The sequence below is a fragment of the Salinivibrio sp. PR932 genome, assembly GCF_001996125.1.
GTDB lineage: Bacteria > Pseudomonadota > Gammaproteobacteria > Enterobacterales > Vibrionaceae > Salinivibrio > Salinivibrio proteolyticus.
Map to the genome: position 1 here is coordinate 15,585 of NZ_MUFM01000036.1, position 21,421 is coordinate 37,005.

Sequence of the window (21,421 nt, forward strand, 5' to 3'; positions counted from 1 at the left end):
CGCCATGCCGCAAAGAGGTGGGATTATCAATAGCCAGAGTAGCTCGCTAAGACACAGAAAGGAAACACGATGAAAGCACCACATCGTCCGAAGGGATCTACATCGCCAAGCGTGCATTTTCTTTATGTTTGGTTAGTGTCAACGGCAATAGCCAGTGCCGCTGTTGTTGGGGCGTGGCAGGCGGGGTGGATAACATTGACGACGTTTGGGGATGGTGCATTTTACGTCGGGGGGCTCGTTTGGTCGGCGGCGGGTATTGTGACGTACAGTCGTTACAAAAGCCGCTATTGGTATCGTGATYCAGTGACACGGCGGGCGCTCACGGCTCAACAACACGCGATGGTGATCGATTCATCGTCACCGCCCGATGACAAGCTCGGACTATGGCTGTTTTTAAGTGGGCTTCCCGCCATGATACTCAGCGGTATATTGATGCTGGCGGTTTAACCCACCCAGTGATAATGGTGGTTCGGCTTTTTGGCGACCAATCCCTGTTGTTGTAAATGGTTAAATAGGGTATCGACGGCCTCTTGGCTGAGTGCATATTCCGCCATCACGGCTTTTTTGCTACAACGCAGCGTTTTGGCGGCTAACGCGGCTTTGATATCTGCATAAGGCGCATCCGTATCTTCGTGAGGAGACGCTGAATCCGGCGTGGTGACTTCCGTGTTGATATCATTGGCACGAGGAGACGCCTTGGTGTTCACAGGCGTAGGGGGCGTGGCATGTGGGTGACGATACCAATGGCGGAAACGCTGTTCTTCACCAATCACGCCGACAAAGAAAGCGGCGAACAAATCTAACAACACAGAGAGAAAAATCACCAGCCAAGATTGGGCCTGATCGGCGCTCACGCCTAATGTGTTCGCAAGGTTGCTAATCAATCCCAAGATGGATCCCTGTGCCACCGCGGGTAAACTATCGCGCTCTAACGCGAGCTGTTGTTGCTCTTTGCGTAATTGGTTGTTTTCTTTTTGTAATCGCGCCACGCCAGTCGCAATTCTATCCAATTCGATATAACGTTCAGCGGCTTGATTATTCAAGGTGATTTGTTGCTCGATAGCATCGATTTGTCGGTTATAAGCGTCAATCTGCGCTTGGGCTTGGCGCTGCTCACTTTGCGCGGCATTGGTGGCACTATTGATGCCGCCAATACTGCCGCCGATCGAGATTAAGGCCAAAATGAGATAAAAAGCCAAGGCTGACAAGGCGCCTACATAGTTGCCGTGAGCCCGACGCTCACCAAACTCGTACCATGCGTAAAACTTACCCGCTTCAAAAATCACTGCCAATGCCCCGAACAACCATTGCATTAGCGGGTTGTCGTCAAGGGATAAGAACAGTAGCAGGGAAAAAATGGTAGAAGCCACAATGGCGGCACCGGTAAAGCTGTACACACTCAACATGGCGAATCGCCCTTTGGGGAAGCGTAACGCCATCTTGGTTGGCGCTGACATGACTGGATTCATATTGTTGTTATTGTCTGTGATATTGAGAGGGCGCAAAGCCTAGCGCATCTTGGCCCGTTTGTGTGTCAGTAAGCGGTGAAAACATGAATAAGCGATTGATTCATCGCCAACATGGATTAAAAGGCATCACAAAACCGACGTAAGCAGGTCGGGTTGCATTTCTTTTCGAGTAAAGGCATGTCACCGCCCGTATTGATGTTAATGATTGGGCTGGCCCGTCTAATCGCGGTTTTACGTCCAATCACCTGCTGATTTTGGACTAATCACCTGTCCAGACAATACGGAAAAGCGTGTATCAAGAAAAGATGGCAATAAATCTACGCTAAAAATATCACATCCACGCAATAAGGCTTTGATCTATATGAATAACGCCTTTTATTGATAAAAATGTGACGGTTGACGCTTGGTTAATAACTGACTAGGATCACGCCCTTTGATTTTCTGGGTTGCAGTAGGCCCGAGATCAGAACGCGACATCACTTTTTAATCCCAATTTATAGAGACGTTCATGATAGATAGAATTCAGCGTGATTGGTTCTCCAATGTACGCGGTGATATCCTCGCGGGTATCGTGGTGGCATTGGCTTTGATTCCTGAAGCAATTGCCTTTTCGATTATTGCCGGCGTTGATCCCAAAGTCGGTCTGTATGCCTCGTTCAGTATTGCCGTGATTATCGCCTTTGTGGGCGGTCGTCCAGGCATGATCTCGGCCGCCACTGGTGCAATGGCATTGCTGATGGTCACCTTGGTGAAAGAGCATGGCTTGCAATACTTACTTGCCGCTACCGTGCTAACCGGTATTTTGCAGATCGGTGCGGGTTATCTAAAACTCGGCAACCTGATGCGTTTTGTCTCGCGCTCAGTGGTGACAGGGTTTGTGAACGCCTTGGCGATCTTGATCTTTATGGCGCAGCTCCCTGAGCTGTTTGGCCCCGAGATCATGCGCGAGGGCGATATCCTCTGGCATGTCTACCCAATGACGTTAGCGGGCCTTGGCATTATCTATTTGTTCCCGTATATCCCGCGTATTGGTAAAGCCATTCCTTCTCCGTTAGTGTGTATTTTGGTCCTGACCGGCATCGCGATGACATACAACCTTGATCTACGTACTGTCGGAGATATGGGTGAGCTGCCGGATACCTTACCTGTATTCTTGTGGCCGGACGTGCCGCTAAACTGGGACACGCTGGCGATTATCTTCCCATACTCTGCGGGGCTGGCTGTGGTCGGCCTGTTGGAATCGATGATGACCGCCACTATCGTGGACGATTTGACCGATACCAGCAGCGATAAAAACCGTGAATGTAAAGGCCAAGGTGTGGCTAACATTGCGACCGGTTTTCTTGGTGGTATGGCCGGTTGTGCGATGATTGGTCAGTCCGTTATCAACGTGAAATCGGGTGGCCGCGGACGTCTATCGACCTTTATCGCCGGTACTTTGCTGCTAATCATGGTGGTGTTCCTCAGCGATTGGATTAGCCAAATTCCGATGGCTGCATTGGTCGCGGTCATGATTATGGTTTCGATCGGTACCTTCTCTTGGGAGTCCATCATTAATCTGAAGTCGCACCCACTGTCGACCAATATCGTTATGCTGACGACCGTTGCCGTGGTTGTGTTTACCCATAACTTGGCGATTGGTGTGTTTGTGGGTGTGTTACTCGCGGCGCTATTTTTCGCCAACAAGATTGGTCGTTTTATGGTGGTCAAAAGCGACAATACAGACAATGGCGACGAGCGCACGTATCGCGTTGTTGGCCAAGTCTTTTTTGCCTCGTCAGATCAATTTTTATCATCGTTTGACTTCAAAGAAGCGGTGGAGCGTGTCACCATCGATCTTTCTGCAGCGCACTTCTGGGATATTACGTCCGTGTCTGTACTCGACAAGGTGGTGATTAAATTCCGTCGTGAAGGCACTGAAGTCAACATCGTGGGTATGAATGATGCGACTGCGACCATCGTCGATAAGTTCGGCGTGCACGATAAGCCGGAAGAAGTTGAAAAAATGATGGCTGGCCACTAAGGAGACCGACCATGGAACAAATTACCGCGTGCGTAGATGGCCCGCATTATTCAAAGCAAGTCGCAGACTTGAGCATTTGGGCAGCCAAGCGCCTTTCTGTGCCGTTGACGCTATTACACGTGTTGGATAAATCCTCACACCCAGCGGAACCTGAGCTTTCAGGTAATCTGGGAGTCGGGAGCCGTGAACAACTGTTACAAGAGCTGGTGGAGCTGGATGAGCAGCGTGCCAAGCTAGCCATGAAACACGGTAAAGCGCTGCTGTCCGAACTGGAAGACGACGCCAAAGCCAAAGGGCTGGACGATGTGCGTAAACTGCAGCGCCACGGCCATTTAGTTGAAACATTACTCGAGCTAGAGCCACAAACCCGTGTTTTGGTATTGGGCAAATCAGGTGAATTGCATCAAAACGATACCAAAGCGATTGGGTCGCAGCTGGAAAGTGTGATCCGCTCCATCAAGGCGCATACTTTGGTCGCGAATGGTGAGTTTAGTGCGCCAGAGTCTTACTTATTGGCCTTTGATGGCAGCGATATCAGCGAAAAGCTGGTAGAAAAAGCCTTGAATACACCTCTGTTGGCAGGGATGACCTGTCATTTGGTGATGGTAGAAGACTCACAAGAAAAGCTGGCAGCGTTTAAACGTGCGGCAGAGCGCTTGAAAACGGCGGGTGTCGATGTGGTTGAAGTGCAGTTAACCGGTGAGGTGCACCGCGCTATCCTAGACTATCAAGCGGCCAACCAGGTTGGACTGATTGTCATGGGGGCTTATGGGCACTCGAAACTGCGTCAGTTCTTTTTGGGCAGCAACACCACCAAACTGCTGGTGGAATCAACGGTGCCTATGCTGTTGATCCGCTAACCGTGCCGGATAGCAAGTAAATAAAAACCCGCATGATGCGGGTTTTTTGTTTCTGTTGACCGTTTGTCTTTAGTACGTTTGGGAATCAGTACTTAAAGCGTGTGGTAAACATAAATTGGTCGCCATACCACTCGTTTACACGATACTCGGCACCCAAAGAAAAGAGTTCGGTGGCGTGGAAACGGCCGTATGCGGAGCCAAAGGTATCTTCTTCATCATCGACGGTGAGCAAACCAATTTGGCCGCCAACTTCTACCTGTGGACCCAACCACTGACGGATACCTAGATTCACTTCTAGACCCACATCACTGTCGTAATCCTTTTTGTTCACCCCACGAGCAAGTAGCTCACCAGTCAGGTCTGCCCAGTTATTAATCGGGGCATGAAAGCCAATCCCAGCTGATGTATCCCAGTCTGAATCAAACTCGGTGTCTGCCTCAACGCGAATGTGTGCATTAGGATGGATAGACATGCTAAATCCTGCACCATAGGTGAGTGGGCTGACACCAATGCGCCCTTCAACGTAATCGTAACTGAAGTTACTCATGGTGCTCAGGCTGGCGTCGTCTTCATTGGCCGCGGCGCTGAATGAGGCCAGAGCGACAATAGCGCCGGCTAATAGAGATTTACGCATTATCAATTCCACTTGTTATTGGTGTTGAAATCATTCTATAAGACGATTGAACGAATAAACAAGCACATCCGTGTGGCAGACGTGGCTTTTTTACCGATTTCTGACCCAATGGCGGGTATTCAGGCAAAAAGCGCTTATTCGCCGCCCACCTCGAATTTATGCTTGTTGATGGCGTCCACGAGTCTTGGCGTATCAAGTACACTGGTCCATGGCAACAGGTTTGGTTCGTGCTCAATCATAAAGCTGGTTAATTGATCGGTGACTACGCTGGTAAGCGTCGTTTTTTGCCATGGTTTAGCAATGTAGTAATGTAAACTGGCGTGGTTAATCGCCGATACTGTGTCTTCCAGTCCCGCTTGGCCGGTGAGAAGCAGTTTACGCGCCCCTGCGGTTTGCGGTTGTTTCGCCAGCTCAATCAAAAAATCGACGCCAAGTTCACCAGGCATAATGTGATCACACAGGATAAGTGCCAATTGCGTGCCTTGCGCCGCCATTTGCTCAATTACATCGCGAGCTTCTGTAACCGACTCTGCAGCTTCTAACTCAAAATGATCAGAAAAGCCTTGTAAGTCATCCATGACGCTATCAAGCACGTCACGTTCGTCATCCACGCATAAAATCATATACTGGCTCATAACTGGGGCTCCTTACGGGTAGCAGGGGAGAGCGAAACGGGCAGTGTCACCGTCATTGTGGTGCCGTGTTGCTGAACAGATGACACACGAATATCACCACCATGTTGCTGGATAATTTGTTGGCACACGGTTAGACCAATGCCCAAGCCAAAGTGACCCTCGCGTTTGGTGGTGTAGTTTAAGGCAAAGATCTTTTCTTGTTGCTCTGGCGTCATTCCCACGCCGGTATCTGAAATCGCGACTTGGATGTAACTTGCTTCATCATTATCGACAAGGTCGGTTTGTACCGTAAGTGTGCCGGGCTCTGGCATGGCGTCGAGCGCATTGGCGATTAAGTTAGTCCACACTTGCGCCAGCGCGTAGGGCTGGGCGACGATTTCTGGCAATGGGTGATAGCGTTTATCCAATTGATGAGGCTTCAGTCGATGCTCAAACAAGGTCAGGGTGTCTTCGATACTTTCTATCAACTGGGTGCGCTGACGCTGCTCGGTATCTTGGCGCGCATAGGTACGTAAGCTTTTGACTAAATCGGCAATGCGTTGGGCACAGACATGGTTTGAACGTAGCAAGCGGCCGCAGCGGGCGTATTGTCGCCAGATTTCCACCGTGGGCGTAAAGGCATCGCCCAGTTGCTGTTGCCATTGCGAGACCTCGTCAGCTTGATACAACCCCATCCCAACTAAATCACGGGCAAGATGACGTTCGGTGACTTGGTCGGTTAAGGCTTGGGTATAGGCGCGTGCTTGCGCCGTCGAAAGTGGCGTTGCCTCGCGGTTTGTCTGTAATAATGTGAGTGCTTGCTCAAGGCTATCAGGCGCTAATGGCGTTTGTGCGACCGCTTGTAATGCATCACCGAGGGCGTCGCTATTTCTCAGGATCGCCGATACGGGATTGTTTAGCTCATGCGCGACACCTGCCACGAGTTGGCCAAGTAACGCCATTTTTTCTTTCTCGACCAATTGCTGGTTGGCGGCGTCCAATGAGGCGAGTGTCTGTTGTAATTGAATTTCGGTGCCAATACTGCGCTTTAAGCGCTGGTTAAAATGTAGCAATAAGTGCTGGATAAACAGCGGCAATAGCTCCGAGCGGCTACGCATGATTTTGGCAAACAGCTCGTGGTCAATTTTGATCACTTGGGTGCGTGTCAAGGTGCGGGCCGTTGAGAAAGACACCTCGCCGGTGACAAATGACATGCTGCCGATCAAGCTGCCTGCTTTTAGGGTAGAAACATGATGCTCCTGGCCATCGTCATCGGTTTTGTACAATCCCACTTCGCCTTCGGCAATAAACCAGAGAAATGCATTGGATTGATTTTCTTTGGTAAGAACATGGTGAGGGCTGTAAGTGCGACACGCTTTGCTTTCATCATTCCCCTCGAAAAAAGCATAAAGGCCTTGAATCACTTTGTCGGCAATAGCACGGGTGTCACTACTTGAAGGGGAGAACAGTTGAGATTGGAACTGGTTAATTTCGCGTTCCACTTGTGCATCAAGCAAGGCGCGGTGGTCGAGCGCTTCAGCATAGCGGAGTAAATCATGCTGGCAATAGCGTAACACATAAGTGGTTAGCTCTTTTTCGGCCACGCGTTGTAGTTCATCCCGACGCCAAGGCTTATGCATGCAATAGTTTAACCGTCCCTCATTCACCGCCTGCAAAATGGCATCATACTGTGGCGCATCACTGAGCAATAGAGTGCGCGCACCGATGCTAGCTGGGTGATTATCGATGTTGACGAGCATATTGATGCCACTGTCATCACCGGGTTGATTATGACAAATCAACATTGCCACTTGTTGACCTTGATGCTGACATTCATCAAGAAGTGCGTTGGCGTCATCAGGGTTATCGGCACTACACAGATCGAAAACATCCCGAAAAGGGGCTAAATCGTGAGTGAGCTTCTCGATAATGATGGGATCGTGGTCGACGCACAAAATCACGTAGGCATTCATAAGGAATCGCTGAATTTCTGCTCAATGCTTTGCATTGTAAGCGGATTTAGCCAGCGATGATGCGAATCGGTCGACAATAACGCACTTTGTCACATCCTTACACAAAATAGGCGCCAACCCATGATGTGCTGACGCCTTGTACTTAGTATTACTCGATCAAGGTTTCCTGTTCGGTGGTGAGTTGGCTGCGGCGTTTACGCGTACGGCGGTGGAACAACCATCCGACCAACAGACTGAGGCTGGCAATCACTAATGTCATCAGTGGCGCAATAATCAAAAGATGATTAACGATACCAGCCAGTTTGGGCGGTAGGTATGAAATGGCATAGCCTGATAAGACCAACAGGCAGATCCAAAAAACCGCGTTGCAGAGCGAGGTCACTAAGAAGCGGGGCAGTGATAGCCCTTGCCTTAACCCTATCATCATTGGGAGTAGCGACCGTACCACGGGTAAAAAACGTGCGACAAACATGGCATGCAGACCATATCGGCCGATTAACGTGTCGGCTCGCTGCAAATGCTTGGCAGGCACTTTATTCAACCAATGAGATACCCACCGCCACTCTTTTAATCGTTGTCCTTGATAAAAGGCCATTGCGCTGCCTAACCAGCCAGCCATGATCAGAATTAATATGATCACGTAGAGGTGGAAGACGCCAAAAGCAGCCAAACTCCCACAAAGCACAATAACGCTGTCGCAGGGTAAGGGCGCGGCGGGTAAAAAGCCGCTTTCTGCGAATACTAACAAGCCGACACAAACATAAAGCAATGACAGATCCATGTGCTGCAGTGCAGCGAGATCATGATGCCATAATGCAGAAAATACAGATAAAGTGTCCAAGACTATTTCCTCATCAAACCTATTCACGTTTTCAACAACCAACGGTGGAAAAACTAGGCATGTGCATAGCGTGCGAATAGGTGAGGAAACTGCAGTAATCGAGGCACAACAATCGTTAATGTCTGTTGCTGTCTTTGACACGTCAATACTTGCATGAAGTGCGTCGCAAAGCGCAAAAACGCGTCACACGTGCTCACAAGGTGACGAGTCGGTTTATACGGGTGTCTGTCATCTCCGGGACTGTCGCTGTCATTTGTTGCTCGTGACAGTCCAAGGCGACTTACCAAGCATGCAATATCAGGACGATGGTGGCTATGGGAGGCCGCGGCCGAATCAGCAATGAGATGGCCTAAGGGAGAAGCGATGTATGGCGCGGCATGTAAAGAGGTTGGCGATGCGGCGAGGAGCAACATGCAAACGGCTAGCGCAGCCATTAAACAGGAGAGGCCGACGCTGACGCCGCGCTGTCCGCTATTCCACGCATACCGAAAACGCGCGAATACATACATCGAATGTGCCTCTGAGAATCAAACGTCGACCGCATTGAACACGCGCTGGGCAAAGTGATGGCTGTATGAATAATTTGAGCCTTCATCTAAGCGGTGAGAGACGCGTCAATGGTAGTGTTTTCCTACTATGTTGCGCCGAGTAGGCTGGCGAGTAGGACGAATCATCATAGCGTGAGGTGGCTGGGAGATCTAATGCTATTTTATAAAATAATCACCGGTGCGAATTTGTTTTTTAACTGATAAAAATCAGTAAGATATGTGGTTTTTCATGTAAAAAGATACGGATTGCTATATCGGCGGTTGTCGCCCGTCACGCAGGATGCCATGTCAGTGTTATCGTCACCGTCTATTTTTGGTTACACTAGAGCTTTTCGAGTGCCTTGAGGGCAAAAGATATGTTTCTAGGAAAATACGGCGCCATGGCTGGCGCTGTTGCGGTGGCGGCATGTTGGCCGTTTGCCACCGGTCAAATCGCGCAATCTATGTATGAACGCGAAGTGGCACAGTTTAGCTCGCCAGAGATCACGGTGGAACAACGGGAATACCATCGCGGTTACCTTGATTCTCGCGCTGTGACGCGTTTGCACTTTAAAGGTGACGTCAAGCTGGCTCTAGAAGAGGCGGGTCTGCCCAGTGAGTATGATCTTTCCTCAGAGATCACCCATGGTGTGCTCGGCGTATCATCCACCAATACCTTAGTATTGACCCCCGAGCTACAAACACTCACCCAGCGACTATGGCCGGGTAACCCGACCCCTATCCGCTTGGATATGGAAACGCTTGTGACAGGAGCATCGGATTATCAGTTGACCGTCGCGCCTTTCTCATTCACGAATGAAGGCAAGAATCTGACAGCCAGCGAGCTCACCTTGATGGGGAGCTTGGCGCGCGATGGTGAAATTACCTTTGATTTTAACTGGCCAGCGGCGGCGCTGAACGCCGATAACGGTGAGCAGATAAAAATAGATACGGCTAAGGGTCAAGGACGGGGTTATTTACAAGATGATCTTTGGATTGGTGAGCAGGCATTTTCGGTTGAAGGCATGCGTCTGGTTGATACCAGCAACCAAGCTTATCGAGTCGGAAAAAGTCAAATTCAGATCAGCAATCAAATGGTCAATGCAGACGAAAACACACGTGCGCGCATTGATAATGCGAACCGCATTACCGTGTCTTCATTTACGTTGCCGGATAACAGTGAATGGCGCAACATCGCGTTGGTCTTTGATGCGAAAGGGCTAGACTATCAGGCGATGGCGACGATCGCCGGCCTATCATCTGATCTTGAGAACCCAGAGCAAGTTGACGCACTGGATCAAGCGATGATGACGCTATTACAGCAAGGACTAGCGTTAGATATTGCACCGGCGAGCATCACCTTACCGGATGGCGATGTAAGCGCTAATGTTGCGCTGAACTTAGCCAAAGCGGACCCACAAGCCGCTGCGCAGTTAGACTTAAATGCCTTGGTCAGCCGTTTGTCAGGCAATATCGACATTACTGTGCCCGACGCATTGCTAAGCCAGCCGCAATGGCAGGCGAAAAAACAGCAGTTGATCAAAGCGGGATACGCGACGATGAATGAGGGACAGTTTGAGCTCACTGCCACTATTGAGGGTAATCAAATTGTGTCTAGTAATGGCGAGTCGATGCCGCTGATGCTATTTGCGATGTTAATGATCTAACACAATCAGTGATGGGGCACAGTCTTAGTGTGCTCCATTGTTGACCCCTTATTTCGCTAGCTGTATAAATAGTTGATAACTATAACGCTATAAGATAATTCATGACCCAAGCACTCCCAGATCTTAAAGCCAAAAAGTATAAAACAGTGCGTGAAGAAGCCGTGATTGGCTTACGTGCAGTTGGCTTTCTTAAACATGGCACCGCCACTCACGTACAAATTAAAACCCCGGTTGGGCAAATTTTTAGCTGCCAGAGTACCTTCATTGGCTTTGATGGCGAACAGCGACTGTTCTTTACCATTCCCACCCGTAACATTAAGCAGTTAAACCAGTTCTTTGTCGAAGGGTATCGCATTGCGGTTGATGGCGTATCGGATGAGGGCGAAGGCACCAAAATTCGTTTTGCCTCACGGATCTCACACATCATGATGTCGCCAGTCGCGATTATGCTGGTGGAATTACCGCAGCAAGCCAAGCTGATTCAACAGCGGAAAGAAAGCCGTTATGAGCTCAACGTCAAAGGTGAAATCCCACTTGAGAAGCGACGTTTGTCGGTCAACCTAACCGATATCTCCGCCGGTGGTTGTGGATTTAGTTTTGATGCTATTGCTCCCGTGTTTGAAATGAAGCACCAACTCGCGATTCAAGTCCGGCCTTCTCACGGGGATGACTGTTTTGTGCTGAGTGGACAAGTAGAGAATCGTCAACAAAAGTGGGGCATGCAGCGCTACGGCTTGTCTTTTGATCAATCAGGACTTCAGCACTGTCGTGAATTGATTAAACGCTTAGTCTTTGACGGCTCACGCTACATTTTTAATCCCACCGTTGAAAGTGATGAGTGACAGTGTCACTTTAAGCTCCCTCCACTCTCTTTAGGCGAGGCCTTGCATCGCCATGCGCTGTCCAGTAATCGCATCATTATCACTGCGGGCAGCGCTGCACATAGATGACTTTTGCATTGATGGCATGATGATTAAAAAAGTGCAGCCAGCGTTTTTGATGGTGCTGGAGCGTATCGCCGGGTCCTTTTACTTCGACCCACTGATAGTCATCGGCTCGGCACATAAAAAGATCAGGCTGACCGCTGCGATTATGTCGTCGATCAAACAATATTCTTTCGAAACACGCTTTGAGTTGGTGGGTGGAGAGCGCGCGTAACGCTGCGTCCAGTAACGGCCATTCGATAACTCCCCAGTGGACCCAATCATTGGTGATACCGTGCTTTTCTGCATAATGCTGCTTTATCAGCGCACGCGCGTTGTCTATGTCACTGAGGCGATCGTCAATGGCGGGTTGGCGTGCAGCACAAAACTCCTCGCTGTATAAATCACGTGGCCCGCGCTGAAATGGGTTAAGAAATGCCCCTTGGACGGGCATAAAAAGGATGTCCCAAAAAAACAAGCCAAAAAGTGCGTTCAATAAGCAATTTTCGCTGTACCAGACTGTCCAACCTTGAGCGCGATAATAATCGGCAACTTCCCACTCAACGCGATCGTGCAAGGGTAAAGCCAGGTGCTCTGTGTGTATTTCGCTGATCGGCGTCGCAGGCAATTCATGGAGCCCAATATGTTGTTGGATCTTTTTTTGTTTGGCGAGGCGACAGGCGATGTCACGTTCATCCTCATCATGAGGAGCGCGCAACATGGTGCCGATCAGTGTGGAGGCCAAGTCGATATCGTCTTGCTTGATGGCTATCCGCGCTTGTCGTTCACGGCTTGGAGGCTGTGTGGTGGTTTGATAGAGCATTTGTGCCGTATCAAGGTTTGCATGGCGTTCGTGTTCACGGGCAATGCGATTCACTAACCGTTGGCGTTTCCGCTCCAGTGGTGGCCATGCGTACGGCGCGGGAAGCTGGTCAGTTAGGGCGAGAATGATGTCGGGTTGCTTGGCTTTTTTCGCTTGCCAATAATGCTCATTCAATGCCGACAAGTGTAACCAATGGTCGATATGTTCACGGCATTGCAAGAGACGCTCTGATTGACGGAGAGGATAAGCCTCAAAGGTTTGAATGCCCAGCTCGGCCACCACAAACTGACTTAGATCTTGGCGCGAGTTACCAAAGTAAAGCAGTAAAAATACGGATAACAACTCAGGTTGCAGACACTCAATGAGCATGGTTGGGCTGGTCAACGTGTCGCCATACGTCGCTTGAATCGCCGCTTGCCATTGCGCTTTACTGGCGCTTTTTGGCATGTTTGCCTGCGGATAAGCGCGAGCCATTTGGGGTTTGGTCAGAAGATTCAGCACCACCTCGGTGGCCGCCTGATGGGTGAGGCGGACATAGCCCTGCGTGGCCAATTCATCCAGCAAGGGAGACAAGTCGCCGAGTTCGTGATACACCAATTTTTCGGCGACAAACCAATCATGACGACGCATCAATAATCGGATCAGCAAACATTGCGCCTTAAAGCTAAGCTGTTGAAAGGTGGTGATCCAATGACGCTCTGCGTGATTGAGCAGATCCCAATCACGTTCAGACACTAAATCCATCAAGCATAGGAAGTTATGATGATAATAATAGGGAGTAAGAGGGTCAGGCTGCGTCATCCTTTGTCCTTTTTTGTTTTGTTACGACACATGCATTCAGGAGCTGCCGAATGAAACGGAGTATCGCCTTACTATTGTCAGTTGTTAGTTGGTTGGTGTCGAGTTCTGTGTTAGCCGACGCAGAGAATACGTTTTCACCTGAGCAAGGGATCGCTGGCGTGGCCTGTATGGTGGTTGATCCTGCTGGGCGGTTGCTGCTCGTCAAAGACCGTGTCAGTGGCCGCTATGGATTACCGGGCGGTCGTGTGAGCCTTGTGGAATCCCCGCAAAAAGCCTTGGCACGAGAAGTGTTTGAAGAGACCGCTATTCGCGTCGATGTTGGTAAGGTGCGCTATCAGGATCATCGCGGCGTCTTGTTTGATTGTCGCAGCCTGGCCCCATTACCGGTTGTCTCCCAAGCGGATGGTACTGGCATCTTGCCTGCGTGGCTGGCGCCGAACTTTGCCTCTGAAATTGACGAAGCCCGACTCGTACCCAAAGCGCACGCTGAAGACTATCAATACCGATTTAATGATAGGGGAGCGCTACTGTGGTCGTTGGTCGATAAAGTGCCAAGCAGCGATGTGACCGCGTTGGCAGACTTTAGCGCACTCGCCCCTGCCTTTTATGTGAGTCAGTACGGGTTAGTCTCGGGTGTCCAGCAAGCCGTTGCCGCAATGGGCGAGACTATGGCTTCGTTCACCACTCAGGTCTTTTGGCTGGTCAATATTTTAGGGGAAACGGCATTCTATCTTGCTTTTGTGCCGCTATTTCTGGTCTTCAGGGGCCATAAATCGGCCTTGTCTTTGTTGTTTTTGCTGATCAGTGCTGCCGCGGTATCAACCCTACTAAAAAGCGGCTTTGCAATGCCTCGGCCTTTCTTTATTTGGCCCGAGTTAAAAATCGGTGATGCGAGAGGTTTTACAGTACCGAGCGGCCACACCTTACTGGCGGCAGCGGTAACAACGGCCTGGTATCTTAAGCGGCGCGCTGAGCATCCGCCCGCCTATGGAGCGTTGGCGCTGACAGTATTAGTGATTGTATTGATGGGCCTGAATCGGATGTACCTCGGTGTACACTTTGCCAGTGATGTCATCATTGGCGGCTTGATTGGTGCCGGCATTGCAAGTGTGACCGTCAAACTCGATAGTCTGACGGTAAAAAATGCGCGTCCTCTGCTCAATACCGCACGGATATGGCTGTTGGTATGCATCGTATTGGCGCTTGCAGCATTGGCGGTGAAGTTGCCAAATTTGCTGTATCTTGCCGCACTCGCGGCCGGCGTTTATACCGGTCAAGTTTGGCATAAGCTGTTCCCAACCCGTAAACCCGCACAAACACGAGGCGGAAAAATACTCACTTTTGCGTGGATTATTCTCGGCGCGGGGATCATTCTCGGTATTGCTTATGGTGTCAGCCAGTTAACTGGGGTCAGTTGGGTGTTGCTGATTTTCACGTGCATGGCAATTTGGAGCATTCCGCCTTGGGCATTGATCGCCAGCCCTGAGTTAGCACGTTGGTTAGCCCGAAAAATAGGCATGCAATCGTTATAGCTACGTTTGGCGAGTGGTGCTTTGTGATGGGTTGATGGTGAATTGTGGGTGATCGCTTTGGCTGCGCGTAGAGTTAAGGTAAAGTGACAGCACAACAAAAAGTCACACCAGGCATGGTGGATACTGCGCACAGGAACAGCAATGATACCGGCAATACACCCACAGGCGGGCTTGTCGTCCGCCGTCGTTGATTTTCTAACCGCTTTGCAGCAAGCAGGCTTTGAAGGCGATATTGAGTCAACTTACGCGAGCCGATTGGCGGTGGCGACCGATAACAGCGTCTATCAGGCACTGCCACAAGCAGTGCTTTTCCCCGCGAGTGTGGACGACCTCGCACTCATTGGGCACACCGTACAAGCGCCGCCTTTCAATGCGATTAAATTCTCTCCTCGCGGTGGCGGAACGGGCACTAACGGTCAGTCACTGACGAAACATGTGGTGGTAGATGTTTCTCGCCACATGAATCAGGTATTGGAGGTAAACCCAGAGCAAGGCTGGGTCAGGGTGCAAGCTGGTGTGATTAAAGATCAGCTCAATGATGTCCTGCGGCCTTACGGTTTCTTCTTCTCGCCCGACCTTTCGACCAGTAATCGCGCCACCATTGGCGGTATGATCAATACGGATGCATCGGGACAAGGCTCGCTTCGTTACGGGAAAACGTCTGACCATGTATTGGGTCTAAAGGCGGTACTCGTCGATGGCAGTGTGTTAGATACGCAACCTTTAGATAGTGATCAATTAAATCATGCGATGGAGCGAGACGATCTTGCCGGTCGCGCATTAGAGACTGTCTCGTCGGTGTGTAGAGAGCACCGAGATTTGATTACGCGTACCTTTCCGCCTTTAAACCGCTTTCTTACTGGTTACGATCTCAAGCATGTCTATGATGACGCATTGAGTCGGTTTGATATCGGCCGCGTCTTATGCGGCGCGGAAGGCTCGCTGGCCTTTATTGCCGAAGCGACCTTAAACATTACTCCGATCCCGACGGTGCGCACCTTGGTCAACATCAAGTACGACAGCTTTGACTCTGCCTTGCGCAATGCTCCTATGATGGTCGAGGCCAAGGCGTTATCGGTTGAAACTGTCGATGCCAAGGTGTTGGATTTGGCACGCAACGACATTGTCTGGCACACCGTGAGTGATTTGTTGCAAGACGTGCCGGGTAAAACCATGCATGGCATCAACATGGTGGAATTTGCAGGCAATGACGCTGACGATATTGACCAACAAATTACCGCTCTTTGTGACAAGCTGGATGCCTTGATTGAGCACGAGCAACAGGGCGTGATTGGCTACCAAATCTGTCGCGATCTCGCGTCGATCAACAAGATTTATGCGATGAGAAAAAAGGCGGTCGGCCTGCTCGGGGCGACGAAAGGGAAAGCGAAGCCGGTGCCTTTTGCCGAAGATACCTGTGTGCCGCCTGAACACCTAGCCGACTTTATTAGTGAATTTCGAGCCTTGTTAGACAGCCATGATCTGCATTATGGCATGTTTGGTCATGTCGATGCGGGTGTGCTCCATGTTCGCCCCGCACTAGACCTGTGCGATCCGGAACAAGAGCGAATCATGAAAACCCTGTCAGACCAAGTCGTTGCGCTGGTCGCGAAATACGGTGGTTTGATGTGGGGGGAGCATGGCAAAGGATATCGTTCTGAATACGGACCGGCGTTTTTTGGTGACACCTTGTTTACCCAATTACGGCGGGTGAAAGCGGCATTTGATCCGCAAAACCGCATGAACCCCGGCAAAATTTGTACGCCTATTAATAGCGAAGATGCGTTGGTTCGTGTTGATGACACCAAGCGTGGTTTTTATGACCGGCAAATCCCCGTTGAGGTTCGCGACAGCTTTAAAGGCGCGATGGAGTGTAACGGAAACGGGTTGTGCTTTAACTATGACACCGCGTCACCGATGTGTCCGTCGATGAAAGTTAGCTACGACCGTCGCCATTCTCCCAAAGGACGCGCGGGGATCGTACGGGAATGGTTGCGTCTATTGGCTGAGCAGGGTGTCGATCCGCTCGATGTGGAACAGGCCCTAATGACCCAATCCCCTTCGGTGCGTGAGGTGATGAAAAAATTTGGCCGCTATTTTACTCGACGTAAGCAAGCGGACGATTTTAGCCACGAAGTGATGGAAGCGATGAATGGCTGTTTGGCGTGTAAAGCGTGTGCGAGCCAATGCCCGATTAAAGTCGACGTTCCCAGCTTTCGCTCTCGGTTTATGCAATTGTATTACAGCCGCTACCCGCGTCCGATCAAAGACCACCTCGTGGCGAACATTGAAACGTTATTGCCCCTGATGGCAAAAGCGCCCAAGTTGGTAAACGCCGTCACTCAACCCAGCTGGGCACAAGGGTTGACGGCAAGATTGGTGGGATATACTGATACGCCTGCGTTATCGGTGCCCACCTTAGCAGCGTCTTTGGCTGGCGATCATGCGCTAAAATTTGATCTAACTTGGCTGCAAGCTCTGTCTGCGCAAGAGCGTGAAAATTATGTGTTGATTGTCCAAGATCCGTTTACCAGCTTTTATGAAGCACCGCTTGTGCATGATCTTATTCAGCTTGCGCGCCAACTGGGGAAAGTGCCGATGTTGGTTCCGTTTAAGCCCAACGGTAAGGCCCAGCATGTGAAAGGCTTCTTACGTCGGTTTGGGGCAACGGCACAGAATACCGCTGCGTTTCTTAATCAACTTGCTGCGCTGAATATTCCCCTAGTGGGCGTCGATCCGGCCTTGGTGCTTTGCTATCGTGATGAATACTGCGAAGCGTTGGGCAAAAAACGAGGCGATTTTAACGTTCAACTAAGTCACGAGTGGTTGATGTCAGTGGTGCCAACATTGCCGTCAGCGGACAATGTAGATGCGGGAACCTGGTATCTGTTTGGTCACTGTACTGAAAAAACACAATTGCCACATGCAGAGCAGCAGTGGGCACAACTGTTCGCTCACTTTGGTGCCGAGCTAAAACCGGTATCGGTTGGATGCTGTGGTATGGCGGGTACCTATGGCCACGAAGCCGATAAGCGTGAGACCTCGCAAGCCATTTACGATTTAAGTTGGTCAGGCAAGTTGGCCGAATTGCCGGCGGAGCGAGTCCTCGCGACGGGCTATTCGTGTCGCAGTCAGGTCAAACGGTTTAGTGAGCAACAATTGCGGCATCCATTGCAGGTATTGCTGCGTTTAGCGTGCACCCGCAGTGATCGTGTCCATACTGAACACGTAAAGTAACATTGAGCTTGCACGTAAATGGGTTTCGCGTACAGTGAAATAATGGCTAAAAACGAAGGCAAAACAGATGCTTAAAACGATCGTTATCATCTTGCTGGTTTTGGTTGGTATCACCGCGGCACAGTACCTTGATGAGGGCACGCAAAAGAAAATTGCGTGGGTTGTCGGGGGGATTGCGGGCGTGCTTGCGCTGATGGTCATTGGCGCCGAGCTATTTCGTTAACGACCTGTTTGCTCGGCAAACGGTTAAACGCCCCCATCGCGCGATGTTGGGGCGTTTTTGATCCTATCGCTAAACGGTTATTTACGCTTGCGAGACGGCTTATTGGTAGTGGCCGACGCACGGCTTTTGCCGCTGGGACGACGAATATCGGGTTGATTCGGATGTTTGGTCGCAAAGCGCTGGGTGCCATGACGTCCAGAGCGGCGCTGACGTCCCACTTTAGCAGGGGCGTCTTCTTTCGGGATCAAACATTTAGGGCCGTTACCGATAAGGTGGCTTTTACCCATACGTACCAAAGCATCACGGATCAGTGGCCAGTTAGCAGGGTCGTGGTAACGCAACAGTGCCTTGTGCAGTCTACGTTGACGTTCGCCTTTGGCGACGGTGAGATCTTCGCGTTTTTTATACTTCACGCGCTTCAGTGGGTTGGTCTCAGAGTGATACATCGCGGTGGCATTACACATCGGTGATGGGTAGAAGTTCTGCACCTGATCACACTCAAAGTCGTTTTCTTTCAGCCAGCATGCCAGATGCACCATATCCTCATCCGTACATCCGGGATGAGCGGCAATAAAGTAGGGGATAAGGTATTGTTTTTTGCCTGCTTCTTTGCTGTATTTTTCAAACAGGGCTTTAAAGCGCTCATAGGCGCCCATCCCCGGTTTCATCATTAGATCGAGGGTGTTTTTCTCGGTGTGTTCGGGGGCGATTTTGAGGTAACCCCCAACATGGTGGGTGACCAACTCTTTCACGTATTCGGGCGATTCAATCGCGAGATCGTACCGGACGCCTGACGCGATCAAGACTTTTTTAATCCCTTCGACTTGGCGAGCTTTACGATATAAATCAATTGTATGACGGTGATCCGTGTTCAACTTGTCGCAAATTTTAGGAAACACGCAAGACGGTCGCCGACAGTTGCGCTCGGCTTTGGGGTCCGAACAGCCTAAACGGTACATGTTCGCGGTAGGCCCACCGAGATCAGAAATGGTGCCGGTAAAGCCGGGCACTTTATCACGAATATCGTTGAGCTCTTCAATGATCGATTCATGTGAGCGGTTTTGAATGATCCGTCCCTCGTGCTCGGTAATTGAGCAAAATGAGCATCCGCCAAAACACCCACGCATAATGTTTACTGAGGTTTTGATCATGTCGTAGGCGGGAATTTTCGCCTTTCCATATTTAGGATGAGGAACACGTGCATAAGGAAGACCAAACACGTAATCCATTTCTTCGGTAGTCAGTGGCACAGGAGGTGGATTGATCCAAAGCAGCTGATCGCCGTGTTGTTGGGCCAGAGCGCGCGCTGAATAGGGGTTGGCTTCTAAGTGCATCACGCGACTGGCGTGGGCGTATAAAATGCGATCGTTTTTGAGTTTCTCAAATGACGGCAAACGCACATAGGTATTTTTCGCATCGTGGCGAGAAGGACGAATCGTGATCGGTTTCGCTGCGTCAGGTTCAGCTTTCTTACTCGTTTCACATTGCGTTTCAGTGGCGTAGGGATTTGGCATCACCATGGCTTTACCCGGCTTATCGATGCGCGTTGAGTCAACTTCGGCCATGCCTTCTGGGGGATGCTTCATCATCACTGCTGTCCCCGCGATCCGTGTCATATCAGCCAGTGCTTCGCCCCGCGAAAGACGGTGAGCCACTTCAATCAAGGCACGTTCCGCATTGCCAAACAGCAGAATGTCGGCTTTCGCATCACATAACACAGAGCGACGGACTTTGTCTGACCAATAGTCATAGTGTGCTAAACGGCGCAAGCTGGCTTCTATGCCGCCCAGCACAATCGGGGTTTGCTTGTACGCTTCTCGACAACGCTGTGAGTATACGAGTACAGCGCGATCGGGGCGCTTTCCACCCTCATTGTTAGGCGTATAGGCATCATCATGACGCAGTTTTCTATCCGCGGTGTAGCGGTTGATCATGGAGTCCATATTGCCCGCGGTAACACCAAAAAACAGGTTCGGTTCCCCCAATGCCATAAAGTCATCTTTGCTATGCCAATTAGGCTGCGCAATGATCCCGACTCGAAAGCCTTGTGCTTCAAGCGCGCGACCAATCACCGCCATACCAAAGCTGGGGTGATCGACATAGGCATCACCGGTCACAATGATGATGTCGCAGCTATCCCAGCCGAGTATATCCATCTCTTCTCGGGTTGTAGGCAGGAAAGGCGCCGGTTCAAAGCAAGCGGCCCAGTAGGGGGTGTAATCGTAAATAGCAGTTGGGGTCACGTTATCGTCTCTTGGTCAGCCCAGAGGCCTTGAGGATGGGTGATACCCCAAGACGGGCGATAAATTAGCCGGCGATTTTAGCGGTATTCCTGCATGGAGTATAGGGGCAAATGATCCCAGCGGGTACTCTATTACGTGGAGGGGTTGTGGGTTTTTACATAATCAATAAAGGCACGATCAGCCAAAGACAGATAACCATCCTTACGCCATGCCATTGAGATATCGAGGTTAATCGGCTGAGTGAATGGGATCCCCACAATGCCATGCTCGTGCTCGGTTACCATCTCAAGCAATGCGCTAATCGCAACGCCATGACGCACAATGTTTAAAATCATCGCCAGCAAATTCGTTTCCAAAGACAGTTTGGGGCGTATCGCGTATTGATGGCAAATATGATCCAAATAGTCACGATGGAAATAGCCGGGACGAAACATGATCAGTTCATGATCGAAAAAGGTCTGATAGTCGAGGGTTTGGCAGCCGGCAAGTGGGTGTTCCTCACTGACCACTGCGACCATTTGCGAGGAAATGAGAGGCATGGTTTCTAACGATGAGGGCACATCACTGGCAGTGATCACCGCCAGATCCAAGTCACTCTCCAATAGCATCTTTCGCAATGAGTGGGTGCCAGCTTCGATAATGGTTAACTTTAAGTCAGGATAGCGTCGCCGAAACCCCATCAATAAGTCCGGAAAAAAGTAGGAACCCAGCATACCGGGCACACCAATCCGAACCTCGCCCTTTTGCAACCCTTTCAGCTCATCCATTGCGGTGGCCGTATCGCGCATCTGTTGCACCACACGATGCGCATGAGTGAGCAGCACTTGGCCTTCTTGCGTTAGCTGAATCCGCTTCTCGCCGCGCACGAAAAGGGGCATAGAAAGATGGTGTTCAAGCTTTTTGATCGCGATACTCAACGCAGGTTGCGCAATGTGAAGCTCCTGTGCGGCGTGGGTAAAGCTCCCCGCCTCCGCGACAGCAATAAAGTAACGCAGCTGTTTAATGTCCATGTATAAATAATAGATATGGAT

At 50.4% G+C, this 21,421-nt stretch carries 16 protein-coding genes; 8 read left to right on the forward strand and 8 right to left on the reverse strand.

Features of this window, described 5'->3' with window-relative positions:
• The first annotated feature begins 69 nt into the window (after positions 1–69).
• The gene (locus tag BZG84_RS14045) at positions 70–447 is read left to right on the forward strand and encodes a hypothetical protein (RefSeq protein ID WP_077678349.1); all 378 of its coding nucleotides are present in this window, start codon (positions 70–72) and stop codon (positions 445–447) included.
• Here the strand turns inward: BZG84_RS14045 and BZG84_RS14050 are convergent.
• A complete protein-coding gene (locus tag BZG84_RS14050; RefSeq protein ID WP_077480098.1) occupies positions 444–1,457 on the reverse strand; it encodes a bZIP transcription factor in 1,014 nt (337 codons plus the stop codon). The two genes, BZG84_RS14045 and BZG84_RS14050, sit on opposite strands and share 4 nt — an antisense overlap.
• A gap of 520 nt (positions 1,458–1,977) precedes the next feature.
• Here BZG84_RS14050 and BZG84_RS14055 point away from each other — a divergent pair.
• Entirely contained in the window at positions 1,978–3,492 is a 1,515-nt protein-coding gene (locus tag BZG84_RS14055; protein ID WP_069587084.1) for a SulP family inorganic anion transporter, read from the forward strand.
• Positions 3,493–3,503: 11 nt separating this feature from the next.
• Positions 3,504–4,352: a universal stress protein gene (locus BZG84_RS14060; protein ID WP_077662052.1), complete on the forward strand. Its 849-nt coding sequence runs from the start codon at positions 3,504–3,506 to the stop codon at positions 4,350–4,352.
• Between the two features lie 85 nt (positions 4,353–4,437).
• Here BZG84_RS14060 and BZG84_RS14065 read toward each other — a convergent pair whose 3' ends face one another.
• From BZG84_RS14065 to BZG84_RS14080, 4 genes are all read right to left on the reverse strand, one after another.
• Positions 4,438–4,986, reverse strand: coding sequence for a hypothetical protein (locus BZG84_RS14065; protein WP_069587087.1), 549 nt, complete (start codon positions 4,984–4,986; stop codon positions 4,438–4,440).
• 134 nt (positions 4,987–5,120) lie between these two features.
• Positions 5,121–5,621: a response regulator gene (locus BZG84_RS14070; protein ID WP_077678350.1), complete on the reverse strand. Its 501-nt coding sequence runs from the start codon at positions 5,619–5,621 to the stop codon at positions 5,121–5,123.
• Positions 5,618–7,573, reverse strand: a complete 1,956-nt coding sequence (locus BZG84_RS14075; RefSeq protein WP_077662050.1) for an ATP-binding protein — start codon at positions 7,571–7,573, stop codon at positions 5,618–5,620. Before BZG84_RS14075 ends, BZG84_RS14070 begins: the two co-directional genes overlap by 4 nt.
• A gap of 148 nt (positions 7,574–7,721) precedes the next feature.
• Positions 7,722–8,414: a DedA family protein gene (locus tag BZG84_RS14080; RefSeq protein ID WP_241825807.1), complete on the reverse strand. Its 693-nt coding sequence runs from the start codon at positions 8,412–8,414 to the stop codon at positions 7,722–7,724.
• A 904-nt stretch (positions 8,415–9,318) separates the two neighbouring features.
• On the opposite strand from BZG84_RS14080, the gene BZG84_RS14090 reads away from it, so the two are divergent.
• Positions 9,319–10,608 carry a DUF945 family protein gene (locus tag BZG84_RS14090; RefSeq protein ID WP_077678352.1) on the forward strand — a complete coding sequence of 430 codons (1,290 nt, stop codon included), beginning with the start codon at positions 9,319–9,321 and terminating at the stop codon, positions 10,606–10,608.
• Positions 10,609–10,709: 101 nt separating this feature from the next.
• Entirely contained in the window at positions 10,710–11,450 is a 741-nt protein-coding gene (locus tag BZG84_RS14095; protein WP_077480091.1) for a PilZ domain-containing protein, read from the forward strand.
• A 79-nt stretch (positions 11,451–11,529) separates the two neighbouring features.
• Here the strand turns inward: BZG84_RS14095 and BZG84_RS14100 are convergent, their stop codons facing one another.
• Complete coding sequence (locus BZG84_RS14100; protein WP_077678353.1) at positions 11,530–13,155, reverse strand: VRR-NUC domain-containing protein; 1,626 nt, start codon at positions 13,153–13,155, stop codon at positions 11,530–11,532.
• Between the two features lie 50 nt (positions 13,156–13,205).
• Here BZG84_RS14100 and BZG84_RS14105 point away from each other — a divergent pair, with 50 nt between their 5' ends.
• The 3 genes from BZG84_RS14105 to BZG84_RS16355 all read left to right on the forward strand — a co-directional run bounded on the left by BZG84_RS14105 (position 13,206) and on the right by BZG84_RS16355 (position 18,147).
• Complete coding sequence (locus tag BZG84_RS14105; RefSeq protein ID WP_077678354.1) at positions 13,206–14,687, forward strand: bifunctional NUDIX hydrolase/phosphatase PAP2 family protein; 1,482 nt, start codon at positions 13,206–13,208, stop codon at positions 14,685–14,687.
• A gap of 141 nt (positions 14,688–14,828) precedes the next feature.
• Positions 14,829–17,924, forward strand: a complete 3,096-nt coding sequence (ydiJ, locus tag BZG84_RS14110; protein WP_077678355.1) for a D-2-hydroxyglutarate dehydrogenase YdiJ — start codon at positions 14,829–14,831, stop codon at positions 17,922–17,924.
• A 67-nt stretch (positions 17,925–17,991) separates the two neighbouring features.
• Entirely contained in the window at positions 17,992–18,147 is a 156-nt protein-coding gene (locus tag BZG84_RS16355) for a hypothetical protein (protein WP_157891173.1), read from the forward strand.
• 77 nt (positions 18,148–18,224) lie between these two features.
• Here BZG84_RS16355 and BZG84_RS14115 read toward each other — a convergent pair whose 3' ends face one another.
• The gene (locus tag BZG84_RS14115) at positions 18,225–20,390 is read right to left on the reverse strand and encodes a YgiQ family radical SAM protein (protein WP_077678356.1); all 2,166 of its coding nucleotides are present in this window, start codon (positions 20,388–20,390) and stop codon (positions 18,225–18,227) included.
• A 131-nt stretch (positions 20,391–20,521) separates the two neighbouring features.
• Positions 20,522–21,400: a LysR family transcriptional regulator gene (locus BZG84_RS14120; protein WP_077678357.1), complete on the reverse strand. Its 879-nt coding sequence runs from the start codon at positions 21,398–21,400 to the stop codon at positions 20,522–20,524.
• Positions 21,401–21,421: the final 21 nt, after the last annotated feature.